This window comes from Microbispora rosea (assembly GCF_900156315.1).
GTDB lineage: Bacteria > Actinomycetota > Actinomycetes > Streptosporangiales > Streptosporangiaceae > Microbispora > Microbispora rosea.
In genome coordinates, this window is the sequence record NZ_FTNI01000023.1 from 17,898 (window position 1) to 38,457 (window position 20,560).

Consider the following 20,560-nt stretch of genomic DNA (forward strand, 5'->3'; position numbering starts at 1 on the left):
ATGCGCCGGCATCCCGCCCGCGGCGGTCAGGTACGCGTCGCGGTCACCACCACCGTGACGTAGGACATCGTGAAGCCGCCTCCCATCGCGTCGATGGCGTCCCCGACGCCGGCGAGCACCTCGGGCAGCGCGTCCGGCGGGAGCCGCGTGAGGGCGCCGGACGTCGGCATCTGGTCCAGCCACTCGTCACGGGTGTAGAACCGCTGCCAGTCGTAACGCCACTCCTCGACGTCGCCGAACGCGCCCGCGTCCCTGATTCCGCCGGCGGCCTTGGTGAACAGCGGCCGGTAGCCGTCGAGGGCGGACACCGCAGGCCGGTCCTGCGACGGGAAGCCGGACATCACCCGCCGATAGACCTCGGCGTGGGCCTCCGCCACGACCAGCGGGGGCTCGAACACGTGCCAGAACAGCGCCAGCCGGCCACCGGGACGCAGCACCCCGGCCGCCTTGGCCGCTCCGGCGACCGGGTCGACCCAGTGCCAGGCCGTTCCCGCGACGACCGCGTCGAACGTACGGCCGGCGGGGTCCCATGCTTCGAAGGTCGCCACCTCGACCTCGAGTCCCCTGCGGCGTGCGAAGCCGGCCATCCGCGCGTCGGGTTCGACGCCGAGCACCGTGCAGCCCGCCGCCTGGAACTGCCGGGCCGCTATGCCGGTGCCGCAGCCGACGTCGAGGACGTCAGGCCCGGGGGCGGCGGCGACGATCCGTTCCACCATCGCGTCGGGATAGGGCGGCCGGGTCCGGTCGTAACGCTCGGCGTCCACGCCGAACGACTCCGCCATCTCCCTGGCCTTGTGCGACTCATTCTCGGAAGGTGAAGTGGGCATGCGCCCACTATGAGTGGGCGAGTGCCCACTCGTCAATTCGGATAATCTCGACGGACGGACAGGAGGGATGGAACGGTGCCGACAGGGGTTGCCCTCCGCGACGCGCGGGAGCAGTTGTTCGAGGCCGCGGAGCGCGTCCTGCTCCGCGACGGGCCGAGCGGGCTGACCAGCCGGGCGGTCACCACCGAGGCGGGCTGCGCCAAGGGCGTTCTGCACAGGCACTTCGCCGACTTCGACGCCTTCCTCGCCGAGCTCGTGCTGGACGGCATCGCCAGGATCGACGGTCAGTCCGCCGCCCTTCGCCGGTCGGCCGGAACCGGCACCGTCGCCGGCAACCTCACCGCCGTGCTGACCGACCTGTTCGGGTCGGTCGCCGTGGCGGTCGTCGGCCTGATCATCTCCCGCGACGGCCTGCGCGCCCGGCTGCGGCAGGCCAGGCCGGGCCCTGGCCTGCCACTTCTGACGGAGGCCGCGGCCATGCTCGCCTCCTACCTCGCCGCCGAGCGCGAACTCGGCCGCATCGCGGCGGACGCCGATGTCGACACGCTCGCCCCCACCCTGCTCGGAGCCTCACACCTGCTGTTCGCCGACCGGGACGGCGGCCCGCCCCAGGCAGACGCCGTCCACAAGATGGTCACCACGGTCGTCGCCGGCGTCGTACGGACCGAGCCGTGAGCACCGCGAGCCGCCCCCTTCCACGCCGAGGCCGCCGCGAACCGCTCCGGCGGCGAGAAGCGATCACACGAGCGCCGCGAGCGGGGCGGATAGCGTGATCGGATGTGACGAGACTCGCGCTGTTCGACCTGGACAACACGCTGATCGACCGTGACGCGGCCTTCCGTTCGTGGGCCGAGGAGTTCGTGGACGGCCACGGCCTGGGCGCCGAGGAGGTCGAGCGGCTGGTCACCCTCGACGGGCACGGCTACCTGCCGCGCGAGACGCTCCTGGCGCAGGTGAAGGAGGATTACGGGCTCGACGGCCGCGTCGAGGACCTGTGGGCCGCCTACCGGCGCCGCATACCGGACTTCGTCCACTGCCCGCCGGAGGTGCGTGACGGCCTCGCCCGTCTGCGTACGGCGGGCTGGCGGGTGGCGATTGTGACCAACGGGCATGCGGAGAGCCAGCTCGGCAAGATCCGGCGGACCGGCCTCGACGAGGTCGTCGACGCGTGGGCCGTCTCCGGGGCGGAGGGCGTCCGCAAGCCGGACCGGGGGCTGTTCGAGATCGCCGCGACCCGCGCGGGCGCGAGCCTCGGCGCGGGCGGATGGATGATCGGCGACCACCCCGTGATGGACATGGCGGGAGGACGGGCCATCGGATTCGCCACGATCTGGATCGACCGGGGCGGCTGGACGGGTCAGGAGCCCGCATCGGACCACACCGTCACCGACGTGACCGAGGCGATCGGCATCCTCCTCTCGGAGGTGGAAGGGCGGTAGCGGCGTGGCCGACGGCGACCGCTCACGCCGCGCCTTCATCGAGGACGCCGCCCGCGACGACCGGATGCGGCCCGGCCACCGGAATCGCCCGGCCGGGGTCAGCCGAGCAGCGGCGCGAGCGCCGTCTCCAGGTCGGGCAGGCCGGTGAACAGGACGGCCGTCATGCCGAGCGCCCTGGCCGCCTCGACGTTCTCCTCACGGTCGTCGACGAACAGGCACCGCCCGAGCGGCACACCCGCACGCTCGGCGGCGATCTCGTAGATGCGGGGGTCGGGCTTGGCCACGCCCACCAGTGCGCTGCTGACCACCTCGTCGGCGAAGTGGCTCAGGCCCAGCCAGGCGAGGTCGTCCTCCAGGCTCAGCGTCGCGTTGGTCACCAGCACGACGGGCACGTGCTCCTGGGCCCGGCGCAGCAGGCCGAGCACGTCCTCATCCGCCCGGGCGGGCGCCTTGACGAACGCCGTGACCAGCGCGCGGGCCTGCTCCCGCGGCACCTGGACGGCCAGGGCGGCCTCGGCCGCCTCCATCCACTGCTCGACGGTGATCTGCCCCAGCAGCGCCGGCATGTCCACCTCGGGGGCGAAGACGACCTTCGCAGTGGTGCCCTCGGCCAGGCCCACGGCCCGTTCCAGCTCGGTCAGCTCGGACTGGTCGTAGAAGCGGATGACACCGTCGAAGTCGCACAGCACCGCGTCGTACGGCCGGGGGATCGTCACCGCCCATGCATACCACGCGTGGCCGCACCCCGAATGACATGATCGACGGGTGACGGTCAGACGGCTGCCTCTCCTCGTCCTGCGCGCGGTGCTGTGCGGGATCCTGTGCGCGGCGTCGGCGGCCTGCGGCCTCGTCCACGCCGGAGCCGAGGGCGACGGCATGCTGGGCGCGGCGGACCTGTACGGCGGGCGGCCCACCCAGGTGTCCGGCGCGCATCCGCCGCTCGTGCCCGCGCCCTGCGCGGCCGAACCGTTCCGCAGCGACGACGACCGCCTGGACACACAGGCGATCACGGCGAGCGTGGCTCCCGGGAGCGGCGACCGCCGCTTCCAGGTCTACGAGTACGTGGCCGGCTACCGCCCCGGCGGCGCGCAGGCCTACCTCGACGAGCTGGGCGAGCGGCTCGGGCGCTGCCGGGACGAGGCGGATCATTACTCCCTCGTCGCCACGGACATCGGCGTGCCCGGCACGATGCTGGTGCAGCACGACTATCGGGAGGGCGGCGCCGAGAAGACGGGCGTCTACCTGGTCGGCCGGGCCGGCGACCGTCTCGTCTCCGTCCTGGAGAGCACGGCGGGGGACGCCACACTGGTGAACGAGATCGGCGTCCGGGCGCTGCGCCGCGCGGGCGCTACGGGGGAGGCCACCCCCTCGGTCGTCACGCACGAGGACACCACCCGCTGGGTCACCTTCGCCGTGTCCACGATCAGCGAGGTCCGCGTCTCCGGCGACGGCAGGGTCCTGACGCTCGACGCCCGGGTGCCCGACGGCCCCGACGGCTGCCTGCGCGGGCCGACCGGCAGGCTGGACGGCTTCGAGCCGAAGCTGGTCCGGGTCGACGTCCGCTTCGAGTCCCGGCTCCTGATGGCCGGGAACGGCTGCCCCGGCGAGCGTACGGTGCCGGTGGAGGTGCGGCTGCCCAAGCCGCTCGGCGAGCGCGACGTGGTCGTCAACCTCGATCAGCTCTACACCCTCGACCGGCCGGGCCTGCTGCGCCGCTGCGGCGAGCTCGGCTGTCACCCGGCGCCGACGGGCTGCACCTCCGACTCCTACTTCCAGGCCGCCAGGGACGCGGACGCGCCGCAGCACAGCTATCACCGTGAGCGGGGATGCGACGGGAAGTGGCTCGTCATGGACATCTCGATCAACAGCGGGCCGGTGTGCGAGAGGCCGGGCGACTGCGCGGGCGCGTCCGGGACGACCCGATACTTCTACCGCGCGACGCCCACCGGCTGGCGGGTGATCGCGGCCACGACCAAGCCCGGATGCGACGACGTGCTCGCCGCGGAGCCGCGCTTCCCGCGCGGGCTCTGCGCGACGCTCACCGCACCCTGACCCGGACGCCTTGACGACCCGGACGCCTGGACGACTCGGACGCCTTGGCAACGCCCCGGCCGGGGCGGGTCAGCGCAGCAGGTCGAGGGCGCGGGCGGTGCCGAGGGAGTCGTCGGCCGCCGTGTGCCGGGGCTCGGCCTCGCCGCGCAGCACCTCGTGGATGTGGCGGATTCCCCAGGAGAACGCGGTGCCCTCGCCCGGCTCGTGCCGGGAGACCAGACGCCCCTCGCGCCACACTTCGAGCCCGTCGTGCGGCTCGGGGTGGAACGGGTTGGACAGCCGGATCTCCCCGCCGGTGCCGACCAGGCGGGTGTACGTGGTGAACGGCAGGGCGAAGCTGCAGCTCAGCATCAGCCGGCCGGAGTCGAATTCCAGGACCCCGGCGGTCTCGAGGTCCACCCCCGCCTCGCTCTTGACCGCGACGGCGTGCCCGTCCACGGCGTCACCGCCGAACAGCAGGTGCGCGAGCCGCACGGGATAGCAGCCCACGTCGTAGAGCGCGCCGCCGCCGAGGGCCGGGTCGAGCCTGATGTCCTCGGTGCCCTCCATGGTGAAGTTGAACGACGACCAGATCTCCCGCAGTTCGCCGATCGCGCCTTCGGCGAGCAGCCCGCGCAGCCGGGCCGTCTGCGGGTGGAACGGGAAGACGAACGCCTCCCAGAGCGGCCGGGCCGACCGGCGCGCCACCTCGATGACGTTCCCGGCCTCCTCGGCCGTGAGGCACAGCGGCTTCTCGCACAGGACCGCCTTGCCCGCTTCCAGGGCGGCGACGGTCCACTGCGCGTGCAGGGCGTTCGGCAGCGGGATGTACACCGCGTCGATCGACGGGTCCTCGATGACGGCCTCGTAGCCGCGCACGGCGCGGGCGACGCCGTTCCGCGCGGCGAACTCCTCGGCCCGGGACAGGTCACGGCCCGCCACCACGGCGGCCGTACCCCCGCCTGCCTCGCGCAACGCGGGCAGGAACGCCCGTGCGGCGATGCCCGCCGTTCCAAGGACGCCCCACCGGACAGCGCCACTCATACCGCACCCACTCCTCGCCGCCGTTGCCGACATTTCGCCATTCATTGGGGAATGCCTGCCGGGACCGTAGCACAGCGGTGCTGATGGGAACTTTTGCCTCCAAAGTCCGATATCGAAAGCGCACAGGGGTACGTGACCCGCCGATCCCGACCGGGACGCGACGCGAGCGGACGAGGGATGCGCGATGAGCGAGGAAATACGGCGGTTCACCCATCTGCCGGGCGACCGGGCACCCGGACCCGACTACTCGGGGCCCGGAGTCGAAGCGGAGCTCACCGGGCGGATGCCCGAGGGCCGCCCCGCCGAGCGGCCCGAACGGCCCGAACGGTCCGAACGACGCGGGCGGCCCGGGCGGCCCGGGCGGTTCGAACACAGCGGCGGATCATATGACGATCTCTACACGGCTCGGGCCTCGTCCGCGCTCGGCAAGGTGGCCTCGGACGACGGCATGCTCGACGTCCGCATCAAGGCGCCGGGGGAACTCGGCGGCCCCGGCGGGGCGACCAACCCCGAGCAGCTGCTCGCCGCGGCGTACGCCTCCTGTTTCCACAACTCGCTCACGCTGGTCGCCGGACGACAGGGTGTTCCCACCTCCGACGCCACCGTGGACACGAGCGTCACGCTCCGCAAGCGCGGCACCGCCGACGACTACACGATCGCCACGGACCTGACCGTACGCCTGCCGGGGGTGGAGCCCGAGGCGGCCCGCAGGCTGGTGGAGCAAGCTCACGGAGAGTGCCCGTATTCGCGGGCCTTCATGCAGGGCGCCGAGGTGCACGTCCACCTCGCCTGACCGCCGCCACCCGTCCCGGACCCTGCCGGGACGGGTGCGTCAAGCGGATGCGCGGCCCTTCACGCGCCCGCGCGAAGGGCCGCGCCGGGGACCGGGGGCGGACCCGCGTCACGCACGTCGCGGGCCCGCCCCGGCCGCCTTTTCTGTCTCAGATCTTCTGCCACAGTGCGGGGACGTTCGGCGGTTCCCAGCCCGCGAGCGCCGTGTGGGCCTGGATGCACCGATACGTCGCCCCGCCGTAGGTCACCTGGTCACCCACCTTGTACGCCGTGCCGGCGGCCCAGGTGCCCTTGGGAACGGTCGGCGTGGGCGTCGGGGTGCGCGTCGGCGTGGGAGACGGGGTCGGGGTACGCGTCGGCGTCGGGCTCGGAGTGGGGCTGGGCGTGGGGCTGGGCGTCCCGCCCCCGCCGACTTGGAGGTCGACGCAGGCGTAGAACGCGTTGGTGGTGTCGGCCACGTTCCAGATCGCCAGCACCTTCTGCCGGCCCGTACGTCCACCCAGGTTCACGGTGTGGCTGACGGTGGCCGGGGGCTGCGCCCCGTGATCGTCGAAGACGGCGATCCGGGTGCCTCCGATGTAGTACTCCCACGTGCTGGTCGAGTGGCGGGCGGTCAGCGACCACGTGAAGGTGACGGTGTTGCCGACGCTGGTGGCCGGCCAGGGCTTGCTCTCGTCGTCGAGCTGTGCGAACCGGGCGTTGCCGCCACTGCAGCTGCGCAGCCCCTTCGGTCCCTCCACACTCTGGGGCTCGTAGACGATGTCGCCGCAATTGGGCACGCGACCCTGGGCGCACATCGCCTGGCGGCTCGCGGGCGACGAGATGTATCCGTGCGCCTGGGCCGGTGAGGCGATGAACACGGTGGCGCCGATGCCGGTCATCGCCGTCGCGAGGAAGATCAGCGTTCTTCGCATGTGTGCTCCTCACTGCTGGGGGGTGGCGCAAACGTAAAGGAAAGTTTCCTAACAGTAAAGGCCCAATGACAGCGGCGGTCAGGGGCCGGAACAGGTCGGCCCAGCACGGCGCAGGGGCTCGGCTGGGCCCCCGAGCGGCTTCCCGCAGCACTCTCGTGGTGGACTGAAACCAGGGGGATGTGCGCCATGTCGCAACGTTCGTCGATCACGGCCCGGCCGGCACCGGCCCACAGCGCCGCCGTCGTGCCGCCGAGTCTGGCGGCGTCGATCCGGCTGTCCGCCGGTCACCCACCGGCCGCCGGCCCGGCCTCGCAGGACGACCGGGCGCTGGATGTGCTCGAACCCGTGGCGGCGACCCCCGTGTACGCGCATCCGGCGTTGCTCCTGGTGCTGTTCTGCGGAGCGCTCCTGCTGGCCGGGGCGGTCGTGTATCTCGGCTTCCGCCTGACCGGCGGCAGGGTCCCGCCGGCGCCCGCGCCTCCGGACGAGCAGAAGGACGCCGCGCCGAAGCAGGCCAGGGCGGAGGAGATCACGGCGAAGCGGATGGAGGGCGAGGAGGTGGAGGCGGCCGGCCCGCGCCTGCCTGCCCCGGCGCACACCGAGATCGACGGCCTGGCCCCCGGTCTGAACCGTACGCTCGGGCGGCTGGAGGAGGCGCTGGAGCGGCAGCGCCGTTTCAGTTCCGACGCCTCCCATGAGCTGCGCACCCCGCTGACCGCCATGCGCACCCAGATCGAGGACGCGCTCCAGGCGCCGCAGGAGACCGACGCGGCCACCCTGGCCAGGGCGCTGCTGCCCAGCCTCGATCGGCTGCAGCGGATCGCGACCGACCTGCTGGCGCTCTCGCGGCTGGAGAGCGACGCGCTCCCCGTCCGGCGGCAGCGGGTGGATCTCGGGAAGCTGGCCGAAGGCGAGCTGCGGACGCTGCCGATCACGAAGCGGACGGTCCCCCTGCTGGGCCCGGACGTCGTCGTGATGGGAGACCCCGACTCGCTCGGCAGCCTCATCTGCAACCTCATCGGCAACGCGCAGCGGCACGCCGCCAGCACGGTCACGGTCACGGTGTGGCGCGAACCGCGAGGACCCGGCGGACCACCAGGCGGAACGGCCGTGCTCGAAGTGGCCGACGACGGCCCCGGAATCCCCCGCGAGCAGCGGGAGAAGGTCTTCCAGCGGTTCACGCGGCTCGACTCGGCCCGCAGCAGGGACGCGGGAGGAGCCGGGCTCGGGCTGGCCATCGCCCGCCAGGTCGCCCAGAACCACGGCGGCCGGCTGACCATCGAAGACAGCGCCGAGGGGGCGCGTTTCGTGCTGCAACTGCCGCTCGCCCCCGCCCTCACCCCCTGAGCCACGAGCCCCGGGTCTCGGGTCCCGCGCGCTGTGCGCTGTGCGAGAACCCTGGGTGAGAGCCCCCGCACCAGGGCCCCTGGGGCGGGTTCCACAGAAAAGGACCGGGAACGCGTTGACATGACGCGTCCGCGACCTACACTCACACACGTGAACGATCGTTCAAGTGTTGTGGATCTCGCGACGACCGACTCCTGCGCGCTCCCGGTGGTGGACGCGCACCGGGTGGAGACGGTCAGGGGGTCCATGCCGTCGCAGCAGACGGTGGAGGACCTGGCGCAGGTCTTCGGCCTCCTCGCCGATCCCGGGCGGCTGCGGCTGATCGCGGCGCTGCTTGAGGGCGGCGAGATGTGCGTGTGCGATCTCGCGGCGGCGACCGGCCACAGCATGTCCGCGGCGTCGCACGCCCTGCGCCTGCTCCGCTTCCACAACGTGGTGAAGGTGCGGCGCGCGGGAAGGATGGCCTATTACCGCCTCGCGGACTCGCACGTGCGACTGCTGTTCGACCTGGCGATCACGCACATCGGACATGAGGAGAAGGACCGGAGCGATGGGTGAGACCGGCAGGGGGCACGGGCACCGCACCGGGACGGGTGCCGACCACGAGCACGACCACGAGCACGACCGCGAGTACGACCGTGAGCACGGACACGAGCACGACCGTGAGCACGAGCGCGGACACGAGCGCGGGCACGGTCGCGGTCATGGGCACGGTCATGGGCACGGTCATGGGCACGCGGTCAGCGCCGAGGCCGACCGGCGCCTGCTGACCGGCGCGCTGGCGCTCATCCTCGGCTTCATGGCGGTCGAGGTCGTCATCGGCGTCATCGCGCACTCCCTCGCCCTGATCTCCGACGCCGGGCACATGCTGACCGACGCCATCGCCATCACCTTCGCGATCATCGCGACGCGGATCGCCGCCCGCCCGCCCCAGGGCGGCTTCACCTACGGCCTGAAACGCGCCGAGATCATCAGCGCCCAGATCAACGGCATCACGCTGCTGCTGCTCAGCGTCTACTTCGTCTACGAGGGCGTACGCAGGCTGATCGAGCCGCCCGAGGTCGAAGGCGCGTACGTCGTCGCCACCGGCATCGCCGGTATCGCGGTCAACCTGGCCGCGACCTGGCTGCTGAGCAGGGCCAACCGCGCCAGCCTGAACGTCGAGGGCGCCTTCCAGCACATCCTCAACGACCTGTTCGCCTTCATCGCCACCACCGCCGCCGGCGCGGTGATCTGGCTGACCGGCTGGGGCCGGGCGGACGCCCTGGCCGCGCTGGTCGTGGCCGCGCTGATGCTGAAGGCCGGGTGGGACCTGGTGCGCGAGTCCGGCCGGGTCTTCATGGAGGCCGCCCCCGCCGGGATGAACCCCGCCGAGATCGGCCGCAAGGCCGCCGCCCTGGAACACGTGGTGGAGGTGCACGACCTGCACATCTGGGAGGTCACCAGCGGCTACCCCGCCATGTCGGCGCACATCCTGGTCGTCCCCGGCGCGGACTGCCACGCCGTACGGCAGGCGGCGCAGCGGATGGTCCACGACGAGTACGGCATCGCCCACACCACGCTGCAGGTCGACCACGCCCCGCCGGAGCTTCTCGCGATCGGGGAGACGGCGGCCGAGGCCGTCGAGCCTCACTGCGCGGACGCGCACGGTCCCGCGCACGTCAACGGGCGGACGGCGGCCGGGGACGACCGCCCGTCGCGTGGCTGCGCCGCCCGCCGCTACATCAGGTTCCCCAGCGCCAGACGCCTCTCCTGACGCCCGCCTCCCCTCTCGCCGGAGCGACCTCGGAGCGGCCTCGGAGCGGCCCGCGGGCCGGCGCCCGGACACGGACGGAGGAGCAGGACGCGGCGGGCGTGCGCGGCCGGCGGGCTCCGTTTGCCGTGTGACCTCACGGGTATCAGCCGCGCATGTTCGCCCCGTCTGACCTGGATGTGCTCGTGCCCACCAAGGACCGCCCGGGCGCGCTGGCCGTCACGTTGGCGGGCCTCGCGGCGCAGACCGTGTCCGGTTTCCGCGTCGTGATCTCGGACCAGTCGCACGAGCCGGTGGCCGGCGACCCGCTGGTGGCGGCGCAGCTGCGTATCCTCGGCCACCGCGACAGGCCCACGGCCGTCCACCGCCACCTGCCCCCGCGGGGCATGGCGGAGCAGCGCGCGTTCCTGCTCGGCCGGGCAGACCGGCGGCTGGCGCTCTACATCGACGACGACGTCTGGCTGGAGCCGGAGGCGATCGAGGTCCTGCTTTCCGCGATGAGCGACCTGCGCTGCGGCTTCGTCGGCTACGCCCTGCACGGCCTGTCCTACCGTGACGACGTGCGCCCCGCCGAGCTCGAGCCGTACGAGGAGTGGACGGACGGCGTGCGGCCCGAACGGGTGCGCCGGGAGTCGCCGGCCTGGCAGCGCCACACCCTGCACAACGCCTCGAACCCGCTGCATCTCGCCCGGGAACATCTCGGCTCGCCGGGTCCCCGGGAGTGGCGGCCGTACAAGGTGGTTTGGATCGGCGGCTGCGTGCTGTACGACCGGGAGCGGCTGCTGGAGTGCGGCGGCTTCGACTTCTGGCGGTCGGTGCCGCCCCGGCACGCGGGTGAGGACGTCGTGGCGCAGCTGCGCGTCATGGAGAGACACGGCGGCGCGGGGCTGCTGCCGAGCCGTGCCTACCACCTTGAGCTGCCCACGACGGTCATCGACCGCAGTGCCGAGTGCTACGACTATGTGTTCGAGACGGCATGGGCGCGCTGATCGAGGGCGTGCGCCGCGTCGCGGTGCTGCGGGCCAACGCCCTGGGCGACCTGGTCCTCGCGATGCCCGCCCTGGAGTCGCTCCGCCGGGCCTATCCGCGGGCCCGGCTGACCCTTCTCGGCACGTCCTGGCACGCCCGGTTCCTGGACGGCAGGCCGGGTCCTGTCGACGACGTCATCGCCCTGCCGCCGATTGCCGGGGTGTCGTCGGCGGACGGCGGCCACCGGGCTCCGGAGAGCCTGTTCGAGGAGCTGCGCGAGCACCGGTTCGACCTCGCCGTGCAGATCCACGGCGGCGGGCGCAACTCCAACCCCTTCCTCAAGGCGATCGGGGCCCGGGTGACGGCCGGCCTGTGCACGCCGGACGCCGAACGGCTCGACCGGTGGGTGCCGTACGTCTACTACCAGCACGAGACGCTGCGCTACCTGGAGGTGGCCGCGCTCGTCGGGGGGACGGCCGAGGCGTACGAGCCGGGCATCGCCGTGACCGGCGCCGACCGCGCCGAACTCGCCCGCGTGTACGGCGAGCCGCCGCCCGGCCTGGTCGCCCTGCATCCGGGGGCGAGCGACCCCCGGCGGCGCTGGCCGGCGCGCGCCTTCGCGGAGGCGGCCGACCGGCTCGGCCGCCCGATCGTGATCACCGGCGTCGAAAGCGAGCGGGAGGTGGTCGAAGAGGTCGCGGCGGCGATGCGGCGGCCCGCCGTCACGGCGGTCGGCACGCTCGGCATCGGCGGCCTCGCCGCCCTGTACGAGCGGTGCGACCTGGTCATCTCCAACGACACCGGCCCCCGCCACCTCGCCGCGGCGGTCGGGACGGCCACCGTCGGCATCTTCTGGTGCGGCAATCTCATCAACGCCGGGCCCCTCAGCCGCGCCCTCCACCGGCCGCTGGTCTCCTGGACCGCGCGGTGCCCGGTCTGCGGCGTCAGCGGGCACGATCCGCGGGCGGGACGGTGCCCGCACGACGCGTCGTGGGTGGCCGAGGTCCCGGTCGACGACGTGGTCGAGCAGGCGGAAGATCTGCTTCGCGGCCACAGCGGTACGCCCTGACCACCACACGCCCTGACCACCACACGCCCTGACCACCACACGCCCTGACGACCAGCGGGATGCAAGGCCGCTCCAAGTCGCCCGGCCTACGGTCGGCGGCATGCGAAAGAACCTCGTCATCGGCGGCCTGCTCGCGTTCGTGATCGCCGGGAGCCTGCCGGCCGCCCCGGCCGGGGCCACCACGGCTTCGCTGATCCATTGGGGACCCGTACAGTCCCGGAGCGGGCACCACGGATACGCCAAGGCCGATGTGTGGATCACCCGCTTCACCGCGGAGACCTTCGCCGTCTCGGGCACGCTGTACGACCGCGACGCCCACGGCGGCCACTGCGCCTACGTCCGGGCCCGTTTCCACTACGCCGGCGGCGGCACCGGGTGGGCCCCGCCGAAGACGACCTGCGCCTCCAGGAAGCCGATCCGGCTGTCGTCGGACGGCCGGATCACGCGAGTGGACGTCAAGGTCTGCGTGTACGACCGGCCGCGCCGTACGGCTCTGAACTGCTACGCCGACGCCATCACCCCGGCCGTCATCGCCAACTGGCCGCGGTGACCGTACTCCCCCGGTCGTAGCGGTGTACGCCCCTGATCCGGCGGCGGTAGCACCGGGAGCCTCCCCGCGTGCGACGACGTCGAGGCCCCCCGGCGGCACGATCGAAACACCGCCGAGGGACGGACGCCGGGCAGGCCCCCGTACTCCCCCAGCGGTAGCCGGTGTGTCGCTCGACGAGGGACGACACCGCCGGACGCGTGGGACACGATCCCCGTAACCCGCAATCCGCTGACCGAAGGGAGCAAGAACATGCGAAAGGTATACGTCGTATTAGCGGGGCTGCTACTCGCCGCCGTCGTCGTGCAGATGTACCTCGCGGCCGTCGGCGCGTTCGACAAGCCGCAGGACGACTCCTCGTTCGCCCTGCACAGCATGAACGGCATGATGATCATCCCGGTGCTGTCGCTGGTGGCCACCGCGGCCGCGGCGGCCGCGAAGGCGCCGGGCCGCCAGATCGGGCTGACCATCCTGCCCCTCGGCCTGGTCATCGTGCAGTCGCTGATCGTCGCGCTCGGCGGCCTGTTCGACGACAGCACCGGCAACACGACGCCGATCTCCCTGGCGATCCTCGGCCTGCACGCCCTCAACGGCATGGCGATCATGGGCGTCTGCGGCATGGTGTTCCGCAACGCGCGGCGGCTCGTGTCGGCCGCGCCCGCACCGTCGGAGGCCGCCGCGGAGGGCCGTCCGGTCAGCGCCTCATGACGACCGACCTGCTCATGGCGCTCGACCTGCTCGTCTCGGTCCTGACCGCGGCGGCGTGGGCGGGCGCGGGCGTGATCGCCGCGGCCCGCCGTCCGAGGACGGCCGCGGCCCTGTTCGCGGTCGCCCTGATCGCGTCCCTGGCCCGGGTCTGGTCCGTCCTCGCCCTGGCCGGGGCCGGCTGGTGGTTCGTGCAGGAGAAGATCACCTTCGTCCTGCCGCTTCTCGTCGCGGCGAGCGCCGCGGCCACCGCGCTCGCCGGGCCGCGCGTGCTTCGCGCCGCCCGGCGGGCGGACGCGGCGTCGCGGGACGCCGTCAGAGCGCCCGTGGTCGTGGTCCCGCTGCTCGGCGCGGGGTACGCCGCGGCGGCCGGGATCGTGCAGACCTTCCTGATCGGATACCCGGCGGATCCGGGCACCGCTCTCCTCCTCCTGGCCGTCGCCGCGGGGGCCGTCCTGGGGACCTGGAGAGCGATGAGCACGCGCGTCCCCGGGCTGCGGACGGCGACGGCGGCCACCGCCGTGGCCGCCGTGCTCGGCGCCGCCTTCGTGTTCCTTCCCTCGGCGCCGGCCACGGCGGAGGGCTCCGCCCCCGAAGCAGCCGCCGCCATGGGTGAGATGGGCTCCGCCTCCCACGACCACTCCGCCCCGGGCGGATCCGCCTCCGCCATGGGCGGGGCGACCCGTCCGGTGACCGACCTGCGCGGCCCGGCCACGCCTCCGCCGGGCGGCGCCGTGCGCCGGTTCGAGCTGACGGCGCGCACGGCGACCGTCACGCTGTCCTCGGGCCGGAAGGTGTCGGCCTGGACCTTCAACGGCCAGGTCCCCGGGCCGCCGCTCACCGCCGAACAGGGCGACCTCGTCGAGGTGCGGCTGCGCAACGCGGACATAACGTCGGGGGTGACGCTGCACTGGCACGGCTACGACGTTCCCTCGGGCGAGGACGGCGTGCCCGGCCTCACGCAGGAGGCCGTGCCGCCCGGCGGGGAGTTCGTCTACCGCTTCGTCGCCGCCCAGGTGGGGACGTACTGGTATCACACCCATGAGGTCTCCGACCTCGGCGTCCGCATGGGGCTCTACGGCACGCTCGTCGTCGCGCCGAAGGGAACCGCGGCCACAGGAGTGGACCTCACGCTGCCCGTGCACACCCTCGGAGGCGTGCTGGTGACGGGCGATCGCGACCAGCCCCTGGTCCGGCAGGCCGCGCCCGGCACGCCCGTACGGCTGCGCCTGATCAACACCGACAACACGCCGCACCGGTTCACGCTGGCGGGCACGCCCTACACGCTGGTGGCGGTGGACGGGACGGACCTGAACGCGCCGGGCACGCTCGGCCGGGTCGGCCTGCGGCTCGCGGCGGGCGGCCGGTATGACCTCGCGTTCACGATGCCGTCCGGCTCCGCCGTCCTGCGGATCGACGACCGCACCGACTCCGTACGGCTCGTCCCGGCGAGCGGATCGCCCGGCGAGGCCGCCGCCGCGGACAACGCGAGCACGACGGCGGCAGGCGCGGGCACGACGGCCGACGCCGGCGCTGCCTCCACCGCGGGCGGTGAGACGGCGGACTGGCCGGAGCTCGACCTCACCCGATACGGCGCCCCCGCCCCCACGCCGTTCACGTCCCGCAGCCGCTTCGACCGGGACTTCACGCTCGTCCTCGACCGGGGGCTCGCGCTGACGAACGGGCGGCCGGCGTACGCGCACACGGTGAACGGCTACGCCTTCCCCAACATCCCCACCGAGGTGGTCAGGGAGGGCGACCTGGTCCGGCTCACCGTGGTCAACCGCGGCAGGGACACCCACCCCTGGCACCTCCACGGCCATCGGGTGCTCGTGCTCTCCCGGAACGGCCACTCCGTCACCGGCAGCCCCCTGTGGCTCGACACCTTCGACGTACGGCCCGGCGAGGTGTGGGAGGTGGCCTTCCGCGCCACCAATCCGGGGCTGTGGATGAACCACTGCCACAACCTCAGCCACGCCGACCTGGGCATGATGCTGCACCTGGCGTACAAGGGAGTGACCACGCCCTTCCACGGCGCGCACGGCGGGTGACAGAATCACCCTTTTTCCCGAGGCGTCGAGTAAAAAAACAGAGCGGGAATTCCACCGAGGTGTAAACGCTCGGTAATCAGATCAGAACTTCGGGTGAGCACCACAGGCCCGGGTCCCCCCGGCCGGGCGTGGGCGATGCCGACCGAAGGGAGAGATCGTGACAGTGGCGAAGAGCGTCGTTCCCGCGCTGGCCGCGTGGGCCGCCACGGGGTGGCTCGTCGTGGGCCATCCCACGCCGGCCCTCGCGGGCCAGGCGGGTTCAGGCGCCGGGGGGCGCCTCACGACGGAGATCGCGGCGGAGCAGGCGTCGGGCGTCCAGGGGCATCCCGGCTCGGGAGTCGCGGCGGCCCGGCCTCCCGGCCCCGGTGAGCCAACCACGTCGGGACCTTACGGGCAGGTCGTGCACGAGGCGGCGCAGGGGCCCGGTCTCGTGTGCGCCTACCGGCTCCGGGGTGTGCGCAAGGGGGGCTTCCTCAACGTCCGGAAGGACGCCGGCGTCCGCCACGCCCCCGTCGCCAAGCTCCGGCCGGCCGACGGAGGGTTCTCCGGCGCCTGCACCGCGACCGGCGGCTGGGTCGCGGTGAAGACCGCCGGTGGGGCCTCGGGATTCGCCGCCGCCCGCTACCTCCACAGGCTCGACCTGAGCGGACGGCCCTCGCTCTCGTGCACCTACCGCCTCCGGCATGTGCGCAAGGGCAGCTTCCTCAACGTCCGCGAGGGCGCCGGCATCCACCATGCCCGCGTCGGCAGGCTGCGGCCGGGCGACGGGAACATCCCCGGAGCCTGCGACGCCACCCACGGCTGGGTGGCCGTGGACAGCGCAGGCGGCATTCCCGGATGGGCCGCCGCCCGCTTCCTCCGCAGGGTGTGACGGCCCGGGCCGGAAGGCCCGGGACGCGCCGGCCGGCATGTGCCGGGCACGGCGAAGCCGCGCTGCCCTCGTCCCCGGTGTCCCCCTGGTCGGGGACGGGGGCCGCGGCCTTCAGCCGAGATCTGGGTGTGGGGCGTAGCAGTCGAGCCGCATGAAGTCCTCGCTGGTCAGCAGCGTGTCCATGTCGCCGATGTGCCAGCCCTCGTCCAGCAGCAGGGCGAGCAGCGGATGCGCGCCGGGCACCGCCACGTGGACCGGCCCGGCACCGTGATGGGCGTTCGCCGCCTCCAGCACGACGTCGGCGCAGTCCTGCGGGGTCGCACCCCCGGCCGGCCCGATGACGGCCTTGTCTCCGGACGTCCTGACGAACGCGTAGCCCGACCCGCTGACGTGCAGGGTCACGTCGGGGAGCCCGGCATACCAGGTGAGCGTCGAGGTGCGGTCGCCACCGGAGACGTGGGCGTCCATGGCCGCCGCCGCCTTGACGTCCGCCTCCCCCGGCGCCGCCCGCCCGCTCTCCCGCCGCGCCGCCTGGTCGCCGTACGGCCGCCGCTTCAGGTAGAAGAGCGGGCAGCGGGGGCGCATCCCGTTCCTGACGTAGAGCGCGAGCGCCCTCTTGTCGTCCGACGCGAAGGTGACCCTGGGCGTGTCGCCGGTCAGCAGACGGGACAGGATCGTGCGGCCCACCCCCGACGACTGGTGCTCCGGCAGGACGAACAGGTCTCCGAGGTGCGTGACCGTCCCCCGGCGCAGCGTGCCGCCGAACCCCGCGACCGTGCCGTCCACCTCGCCGACGAGCACCTCGCCGAACTCGCGTTCCGCGTCCACGAAGTCCGGCCGCGCCGGCCACAGGCCAAGGAGGCCGAAGTGGCCGGCGACGGTTCGTACGCCGGCCATGTCGGCGTCTGCGGCGGGGCGGACGATCGGTTCCGCCATCGGTCTCCCCCTGCGATGTCGCCCTGTGTTCCGATCACCTTAGGGCGCGTGCGGCGGGATCGCGACGCTCGGTCACGCCGTACGGCTGCGCGCGGGTCAGCCCTTGATGGCCCCCGCGGTCAGACCGCTGACGAGCTGGCGCTCGGCCACGGCGTAGAAGCCGAGGGCAGGCAGCATCGCGACCACGATGTAGGCCATGACGCGTGCGATGTCCGTCGCATACTGCCCCTGGAACTGCTGGACGCCGAGGGGGATGGTGAACAGGCTGTCGTCGCTGAACACCACGAGCGGCAGCATGAACTGGTTCCAGCTGTTGACGACCGCGAGCACCGAGACCGTGGCGACCGCGGGCTTGGCCATCGGCAGCAGGATCCGCCAGAAGAACCCGAACGGCGTACACCCGTCGAGGATCGCCGCCTCCTCGATCTCCCCGGGGATGGCCCGGAAGAAGCCGCGCAGGATGATGATCGTCATCGGCATGCCGAATGCCGCCTGCGGGAGGATCACGCCGAGTGGGTTGTCGAGCAGCCCGAACATCCGCAGCAGCACGAACAGCGGCAGGATCGCCACCGCGAACGGGAACATGAGCCCGGCGGCGAACATCGTGAACAGCGCCTCACGCCCCCGGAAGGCGAAGCGCGCGAACACGTAGGCCGCCAGCGCGGACACCGCGACGACCACAAGCGTGGTCAGCACCGCGATGTAGGTGCTGTTCCAGAGCATCTGCCAGAACGACGCGGAGCCGAGGACGCTCGTGTAGTTCTCCGGCACCCAGGGGTTGGGCAGGCCAAGCGGGTTGCTCGACAGCTGCCGGGTGGTCTTGAAACCGCCGAGCACGCCGTACAGCAGCGGGATGCCGACGAACAGCGCCGTGATCACGACGATCGCGTGCAGGGACAGGCTGCGCAGCGGACCGCCCGACGTCGGCGACTGCTTGTGACGGTTGGCGCTCATCGCTGGTCCCCTAGCACGGTGCTCGCTCCTTCGAGGTCGCGTCGCATGACGTATCTCTGGTAGAAGACCGCGAACACGAGGCTGATGAGGAACATCACCACGCTGATCGCGCTCGCGTAACCGACCTGGAAGCGTTTGAAGCCGAACTGGAACATCGTGACGGCCATGGTCTCGGAGGAGTGCGAGGGACCTCCGCCAGTGATGATCCACACCAGGTCGAACAGCTGGATCGCACCGATGACCGACAGGAACACGCTGATGCGGATCGTGGGACCGAGCAGCGGCAGCGTGACGTAGCGGAAGACCTTCCACCCCGTCGCGCCGTCGATCTGGGCGGCCTCGGTGAGCTCCCTCGGGATGCCCTGGCGGCCGGCGATGTACAAGATCATGTGGAAGCCGAAGTACTTCCAGGTCATGACGATGAACACCGACATCATGACCGACGACGGGTCGGCGAACCAGTCGAGGGGGTCGACCCCGAACCAGCCGAGGATGTAGTTGGCCAGGCCCTCGGTGGGCGACAGGATCATCATGAACAGGACGGCGGTGATCGCCTCCGACAGCACGTACGGAGCGAAGAACAGCAGGCGGAAGAACGCCCGGCCGCGGATCCTCTGGTTGAGCAGCATGGCGATGCCCAGCGAGAGGGGAAGCTGAATCGCCACCGACAAGATGATCAGCAGCAGCCCGCGCCACAGGTCCCCGAGGAAGACCTCGTCGGCCAGCAGACGGGTGAAGTTCGCCATGCCGATGAAGTCCGTCGGCAGCCCGCGCATGCCGTTCCACTTGAACACGCTCGCGTAGAAGGCGAGCAGGATCGGGGCCACGACGAGCCCGAAGAAGAGCACGAGCGCGGGAAGCAGGAACAGAAGGATCGTGGTGAACCCCCGGAGCCGCAGGCTCCGGGGTCTCGTCGTCTTCACGCGACAGTTACTCCGACTTCGCGGTTTCCGTGATGGCCTGCGCCACCTGCTCGGGCGTCTTGGTCCCGCCGATCAGCTGGGCCACGGAGTCGTTGACCTCCTGGCCGACGGCCGGGGGGAACGCCTGGTCGAGGTAGAGCTGGAACCCGGTGGCACCGGCGAGGTTCTTGGCGACCACGCTCAGGTTCGGGTCGGTGACCGCGTCCTCCTCGCCCTTCAGCACCGGCAGCACGCCGCCGGTCCCGACGGCCTTGCGGTGCTCGGCGCTGTCAGTCAGGAACTTCAGGAACTCGATCGCCTCCGCCGGGGCGTCGGCCCCGATCGCGTAACCGCCGCCGCCGCCGAACGCGTCGGTGACCGCGCCCGCGCCGCCGTCGACCGCCGGGAAGGGGAAGAACCCGAGGTCGTCGCCGAGGCCCTTGCCCGCGTCGTTCTGCACCGCGGGCGCCCACTGGCCCATCAGCTCCATGGCGGCCTTGCCGTCGCCCATCGTGGCGGCCTGACCGCCCGGGTCGCCGTACGTCGCGCCGAGGTAGCCCTTCTGGAACGGCTGGAGATCGGCCAGTTCCTTGAGCTTCTGCCCCGCCTGCACGAAGGCCGGACCCGTGAAGTCCTTGCTGTCGCCGGCCTGCTTGAGGGCGTCGAGGCCGCCGATCCGCATGGCGAGGTACGCCCAGTAGTAGTGGCCCGGCCACTTGTCCTTGCCGGCGAGCGCGATCGGGGTGACCCCGGCGGCCTTCAGCTTCTTGACGTCGTCGATGAGCGCCGACCAGGTCGCCGGAGGTTCGGCGATCCCGGCCTTCTTGAACAGCGCCTTGTTGTACCAGAAGCCCACCATGCCGATGTCTTCCGGCAGGGCGTAGGTCTTGCCGTCCACCTGGTAGGCCGACAGCGCGGCGTCCGTGAAGGTGCCGAGCCAGGAGCCGGCGTCGGAGGTGAGGTCCTTGACCAGGCCGGCGTCGACCTGCTGCTTGAGCACGCCACCGCCCCAGGTCTGGAAGATGTCCGGCGCCTTGCCGGACTGGGTGAGCGTCGTCAGCTTCGCCTTGAACGCCTCGTTCTCGTAGGGAACGCTCTTGATGGTGATGTTCGGGTGCGCGGCCTGGAAATCCTTGATCGCCTGAGCGCCGTAGGTCTTCAGGGGATCGGTGGTCCAGATGTTCCAGAACTCGACGGTCACCTTTCCGCCGGCTGAGCTCTTGCTCTCCCCGGCGTCGTTCCCGGTACTACCACATCCCCCGAGGACCAGTGCCGACGCCGCCAGGAGCGCCGCACTTCGCCGACTCAACTTCACGGTGGTTTCCCTTCTGGATTCCGACCGAAACTTTCGGCAGTCGCCCGATAGTTTCTGCGATGGGCCAGACGTTACAGGGGGGTTAGGTTCATAT

At 72.1% G+C, this 20,560-nt stretch carries 20 protein-coding genes and 2 pseudogenes; 13 read left to right on the top strand and 9 right to left on the bottom strand.

Annotated elements, in window-relative coordinates; genetic code table 11:
* Nucleotides 1–26: 26 nt before the first annotated feature.
* A complete protein-coding gene (locus BXA11_RS28085; RefSeq protein WP_076439372.1) occupies nucleotides 27–827 on the bottom strand; it encodes a class I SAM-dependent methyltransferase in 801 nt (266 codons plus the stop codon).
* A gap of 75 nt (nucleotides 828–902) precedes the next feature.
* On the opposite strand from BXA11_RS28085, the gene BXA11_RS28090 reads away from it, so the two are divergent.
* The gene (locus tag BXA11_RS28090; RefSeq protein WP_076439374.1) at nucleotides 903–1,502 is read left to right on the top strand and encodes a TetR/AcrR family transcriptional regulator; all 600 of its coding nucleotides are present in this window, start codon (nucleotides 903–905) and stop codon (nucleotides 1,500–1,502) included.
* A 104-nt stretch (nucleotides 1,503–1,606) separates the two neighbouring features.
* Nucleotides 1,607–2,266 carry an HAD family hydrolase gene (locus BXA11_RS28095; protein WP_083744638.1) on the top strand — a complete coding sequence of 220 codons (660 nt, stop codon included), beginning with the start codon at nucleotides 1,607–1,609 and terminating at the stop codon, nucleotides 2,264–2,266.
* Nucleotides 2,267–2,364: 98 nt separating this feature from the next.
* On the opposite strand, the gene BXA11_RS28100 is transcribed toward BXA11_RS28095, so the two are convergent.
* Nucleotides 2,365–2,982: an HAD family hydrolase gene (locus BXA11_RS28100; protein WP_076439376.1), complete on the bottom strand. Its 618-nt coding sequence runs from the start codon at nucleotides 2,980–2,982 to the stop codon at nucleotides 2,365–2,367.
* Nucleotides 2,983–3,031: 49 nt separating this feature from the next.
* Here BXA11_RS28100 and BXA11_RS28105 point away from each other — a divergent pair, with 49 nt between their 5' ends.
* Nucleotides 3,032–4,318 carry a hypothetical protein gene (locus tag BXA11_RS28105; RefSeq protein WP_076439378.1) on the top strand — a complete coding sequence of 429 codons (1,287 nt, stop codon included), beginning with the start codon at nucleotides 3,032–3,034 and terminating at the stop codon, nucleotides 4,316–4,318.
* A gap of 69 nt (nucleotides 4,319–4,387) precedes the next feature.
* Here BXA11_RS28105 and BXA11_RS28110 read toward each other — a convergent pair whose 3' ends face one another.
* Entirely contained in the window at nucleotides 4,388–5,341 is a 954-nt protein-coding gene (locus BXA11_RS28110) for a Gfo/Idh/MocA family protein (protein WP_076439380.1), read from the bottom strand.
* Nucleotides 5,342–5,525: 184 nt separating this feature from the next.
* Here BXA11_RS28110 and BXA11_RS28115 point away from each other — a divergent pair, with 184 nt between their 5' ends.
* Complete coding sequence (locus BXA11_RS28115) at nucleotides 5,526–6,134, top strand: Ohr family peroxiredoxin (protein ID WP_204053907.1); 609 nt, start codon at nucleotides 5,526–5,528, stop codon at nucleotides 6,132–6,134.
* A gap of 148 nt (nucleotides 6,135–6,282) precedes the next feature.
* Here BXA11_RS28115 and BXA11_RS45940 read toward each other — a convergent pair.
* Both BXA11_RS45940 and BXA11_RS45945 read right to left on the bottom strand, forming a co-directional pair.
* Nucleotides 6,283–6,408, bottom strand: a pseudogene (locus tag BXA11_RS45940) (carbohydrate-binding protein); the annotation flags it as partial.
* 132 nt (nucleotides 6,409–6,540) lie between these two features.
* Nucleotides 6,541–7,014: pseudogene (locus BXA11_RS45945) on the bottom strand (lytic polysaccharide monooxygenase auxiliary activity family 9 protein); the annotation flags it as partial.
* Nucleotides 7,015–7,233: 219 nt separating this feature from the next.
* Here BXA11_RS45945 and BXA11_RS28125 point away from each other — a divergent pair.
* The 9 genes from BXA11_RS28125 (at nucleotide 7,234) to BXA11_RS28165 (ending at nucleotide 16,359) form a co-directional block, all read left to right on the top strand.
* Nucleotides 7,234–8,394 (top strand): sensor histidine kinase, encoded by a 1,161-nt coding sequence (locus BXA11_RS28125; RefSeq protein WP_076439384.1) that lies wholly within the window; start codon nucleotides 7,234–7,236, stop codon nucleotides 8,392–8,394.
* A 150-nt stretch (nucleotides 8,395–8,544) separates the two neighbouring features.
* The gene (locus BXA11_RS28130) at nucleotides 8,545–8,952 is read left to right on the top strand and encodes an ArsR/SmtB family transcription factor (protein ID WP_239105177.1); all 408 of its coding nucleotides are present in this window, start codon (nucleotides 8,545–8,547) and stop codon (nucleotides 8,950–8,952) included.
* Entirely contained in the window at nucleotides 8,945–10,150 is a 1,206-nt protein-coding gene (locus tag BXA11_RS28135; RefSeq protein WP_083744643.1) for a cation diffusion facilitator family transporter, read from the top strand. The genes BXA11_RS28130 and BXA11_RS28135 overlap by 8 nt, the downstream gene beginning before the upstream one ends.
* 152 nt (nucleotides 10,151–10,302) lie before the next feature.
* Nucleotides 10,303–11,136 carry a glycosyltransferase gene (locus tag BXA11_RS28140; RefSeq protein WP_076439388.1) on the top strand — a complete coding sequence of 278 codons (834 nt, stop codon included), beginning with the start codon at nucleotides 10,303–10,305 and terminating at the stop codon, nucleotides 11,134–11,136.
* Complete coding sequence (locus BXA11_RS28145; RefSeq protein ID WP_076439391.1) at nucleotides 11,124–12,185, top strand: glycosyltransferase family 9 protein; 1,062 nt, start codon at nucleotides 11,124–11,126, stop codon at nucleotides 12,183–12,185. The genes BXA11_RS28140 and BXA11_RS28145 overlap by 13 nt, the downstream gene beginning before the upstream one ends.
* Before the next feature lie 100 nt (nucleotides 12,186–12,285).
* Nucleotides 12,286–12,735: a hypothetical protein gene (locus tag BXA11_RS28150; protein ID WP_076439393.1), complete on the top strand. Its 450-nt coding sequence runs from the start codon at nucleotides 12,286–12,288 to the stop codon at nucleotides 12,733–12,735.
* Between the two features lie 249 nt (nucleotides 12,736–12,984).
* The gene (locus BXA11_RS28155) at nucleotides 12,985–13,440 is read left to right on the top strand and encodes a DUF6220 domain-containing protein (protein WP_076439396.1); all 456 of its coding nucleotides are present in this window, start codon (nucleotides 12,985–12,987) and stop codon (nucleotides 13,438–13,440) included.
* The gene (locus BXA11_RS28160; protein ID WP_076439398.1) at nucleotides 13,437–15,488 is read left to right on the top strand and encodes a multicopper oxidase family protein; all 2,052 of its coding nucleotides are present in this window, start codon (nucleotides 13,437–13,439) and stop codon (nucleotides 15,486–15,488) included. Before BXA11_RS28155 ends, BXA11_RS28160 begins: the two co-directional genes overlap by 4 nt.
* Before the next feature lie 157 nt (nucleotides 15,489–15,645).
* Entirely contained in the window at nucleotides 15,646–16,359 is a 714-nt protein-coding gene (locus BXA11_RS28165; RefSeq protein ID WP_143734562.1) for an SH3 domain-containing protein, read from the top strand.
* A 111-nt stretch (nucleotides 16,360–16,470) separates the two neighbouring features.
* On the opposite strand, the gene BXA11_RS28170 is transcribed toward BXA11_RS28165, so the two are convergent.
* The 4 genes from BXA11_RS28170 to BXA11_RS28185 form a co-directional block, all read right to left on the bottom strand.
* On the bottom strand, nucleotides 16,471–17,295 hold the full coding sequence (locus BXA11_RS28170; RefSeq protein WP_076439403.1) for a GNAT family N-acetyltransferase: 825 nt from the start codon (nucleotides 17,293–17,295) through the stop codon (nucleotides 16,471–16,473).
* Between the two features lie 96 nt (nucleotides 17,296–17,391).
* On the bottom strand, nucleotides 17,392–18,249 hold the full coding sequence (locus BXA11_RS28175; protein WP_030509118.1) for a carbohydrate ABC transporter permease: 858 nt from the start codon (nucleotides 18,247–18,249) through the stop codon (nucleotides 17,392–17,394).
* Nucleotides 18,246–19,172 carry a carbohydrate ABC transporter permease gene (locus BXA11_RS28180; protein ID WP_030509119.1) on the bottom strand — a complete coding sequence of 309 codons (927 nt, stop codon included), beginning with the start codon at nucleotides 19,170–19,172 and terminating at the stop codon, nucleotides 18,246–18,248. The genes BXA11_RS28175 and BXA11_RS28180 overlap by 4 nt, the downstream gene beginning before the upstream one ends.
* A gap of 7 nt (nucleotides 19,173–19,179) precedes the next feature.
* Nucleotides 19,180–20,352: an extracellular solute-binding protein gene (locus BXA11_RS28185; RefSeq protein WP_239105178.1), complete on the bottom strand. Its 1,173-nt coding sequence runs from the start codon at nucleotides 20,350–20,352 to the stop codon at nucleotides 19,180–19,182.
* Between the last annotated feature and the right edge of the window lie 208 nt (nucleotides 20,353–20,560).

What these genes read in the sequence shown, in the direction of transcription:
- BXA11_RS28170 (WP_076439403.1), bottom strand. Translation starts at nt 17,295, where the DNA reads ATGGCGGAACCGATCGTCCGCCCCGCCGCAGACGCCGACATGGCCGGC.
- BXA11_RS28155 (WP_076439396.1), top strand. Translation starts at nt 12,985, where the DNA reads ATGCGAAAGGTATACGTCGTATTAGCGGGGCTGCTACTCGCCGCCGTC.
- BXA11_RS28140 (WP_076439388.1), top strand. Translation starts at nt 10,303, where the DNA reads ATGTTCGCCCCGTCTGACCTGGATGTGCTCGTGCCCACCAAGGACCGC.
- BXA11_RS28110 (WP_076439380.1), bottom strand. Translation starts at nt 5,341, where the DNA reads ATGAGTGGCGCTGTCCGGTGGGGCGTCCTTGGAACGGCGGGCATCGCC.
- BXA11_RS28115 (WP_204053907.1), top strand. Translation starts at nt 5,526, where the DNA reads ATGAGCGAGGAAATACGGCGGTTCACCCATCTGCCGGGCGACCGGGCA.
- BXA11_RS28085 (WP_076439372.1), bottom strand. Translation starts at nt 827, where the DNA reads ATGCCCACTTCACCTTCCGAGAATGAGTCGCACAAGGCCAGGGAGATG.
- BXA11_RS28150 (WP_076439393.1), top strand. Translation starts at nt 12,286, where the DNA reads ATGCGAAAGAACCTCGTCATCGGCGGCCTGCTCGCGTTCGTGATCGCC.
- BXA11_RS28125 (WP_076439384.1), top strand. Translation starts at nt 7,234, where the DNA reads ATGTCGCAACGTTCGTCGATCACGGCCCGGCCGGCACCGGCCCACAGC.
- BXA11_RS28160 (WP_076439398.1), top strand. Translation starts at nt 13,437, where the DNA reads ATGACGACCGACCTGCTCATGGCGCTCGACCTGCTCGTCTCGGTCCTG.
- BXA11_RS28135 (WP_083744643.1), top strand. Translation starts at nt 8,945, where the DNA reads ATGGGTGAGACCGGCAGGGGGCACGGGCACCGCACCGGGACGGGTGCC.
- BXA11_RS28145 (WP_076439391.1), top strand. Translation starts at nt 11,124, where the DNA reads ATGGGCGCGCTGATCGAGGGCGTGCGCCGCGTCGCGGTGCTGCGGGCC.
- BXA11_RS28175 (WP_030509118.1), bottom strand. Translation starts at nt 18,249, where the DNA reads ATGAGCGCCAACCGTCACAAGCAGTCGCCGACGTCGGGCGGTCCGCTG.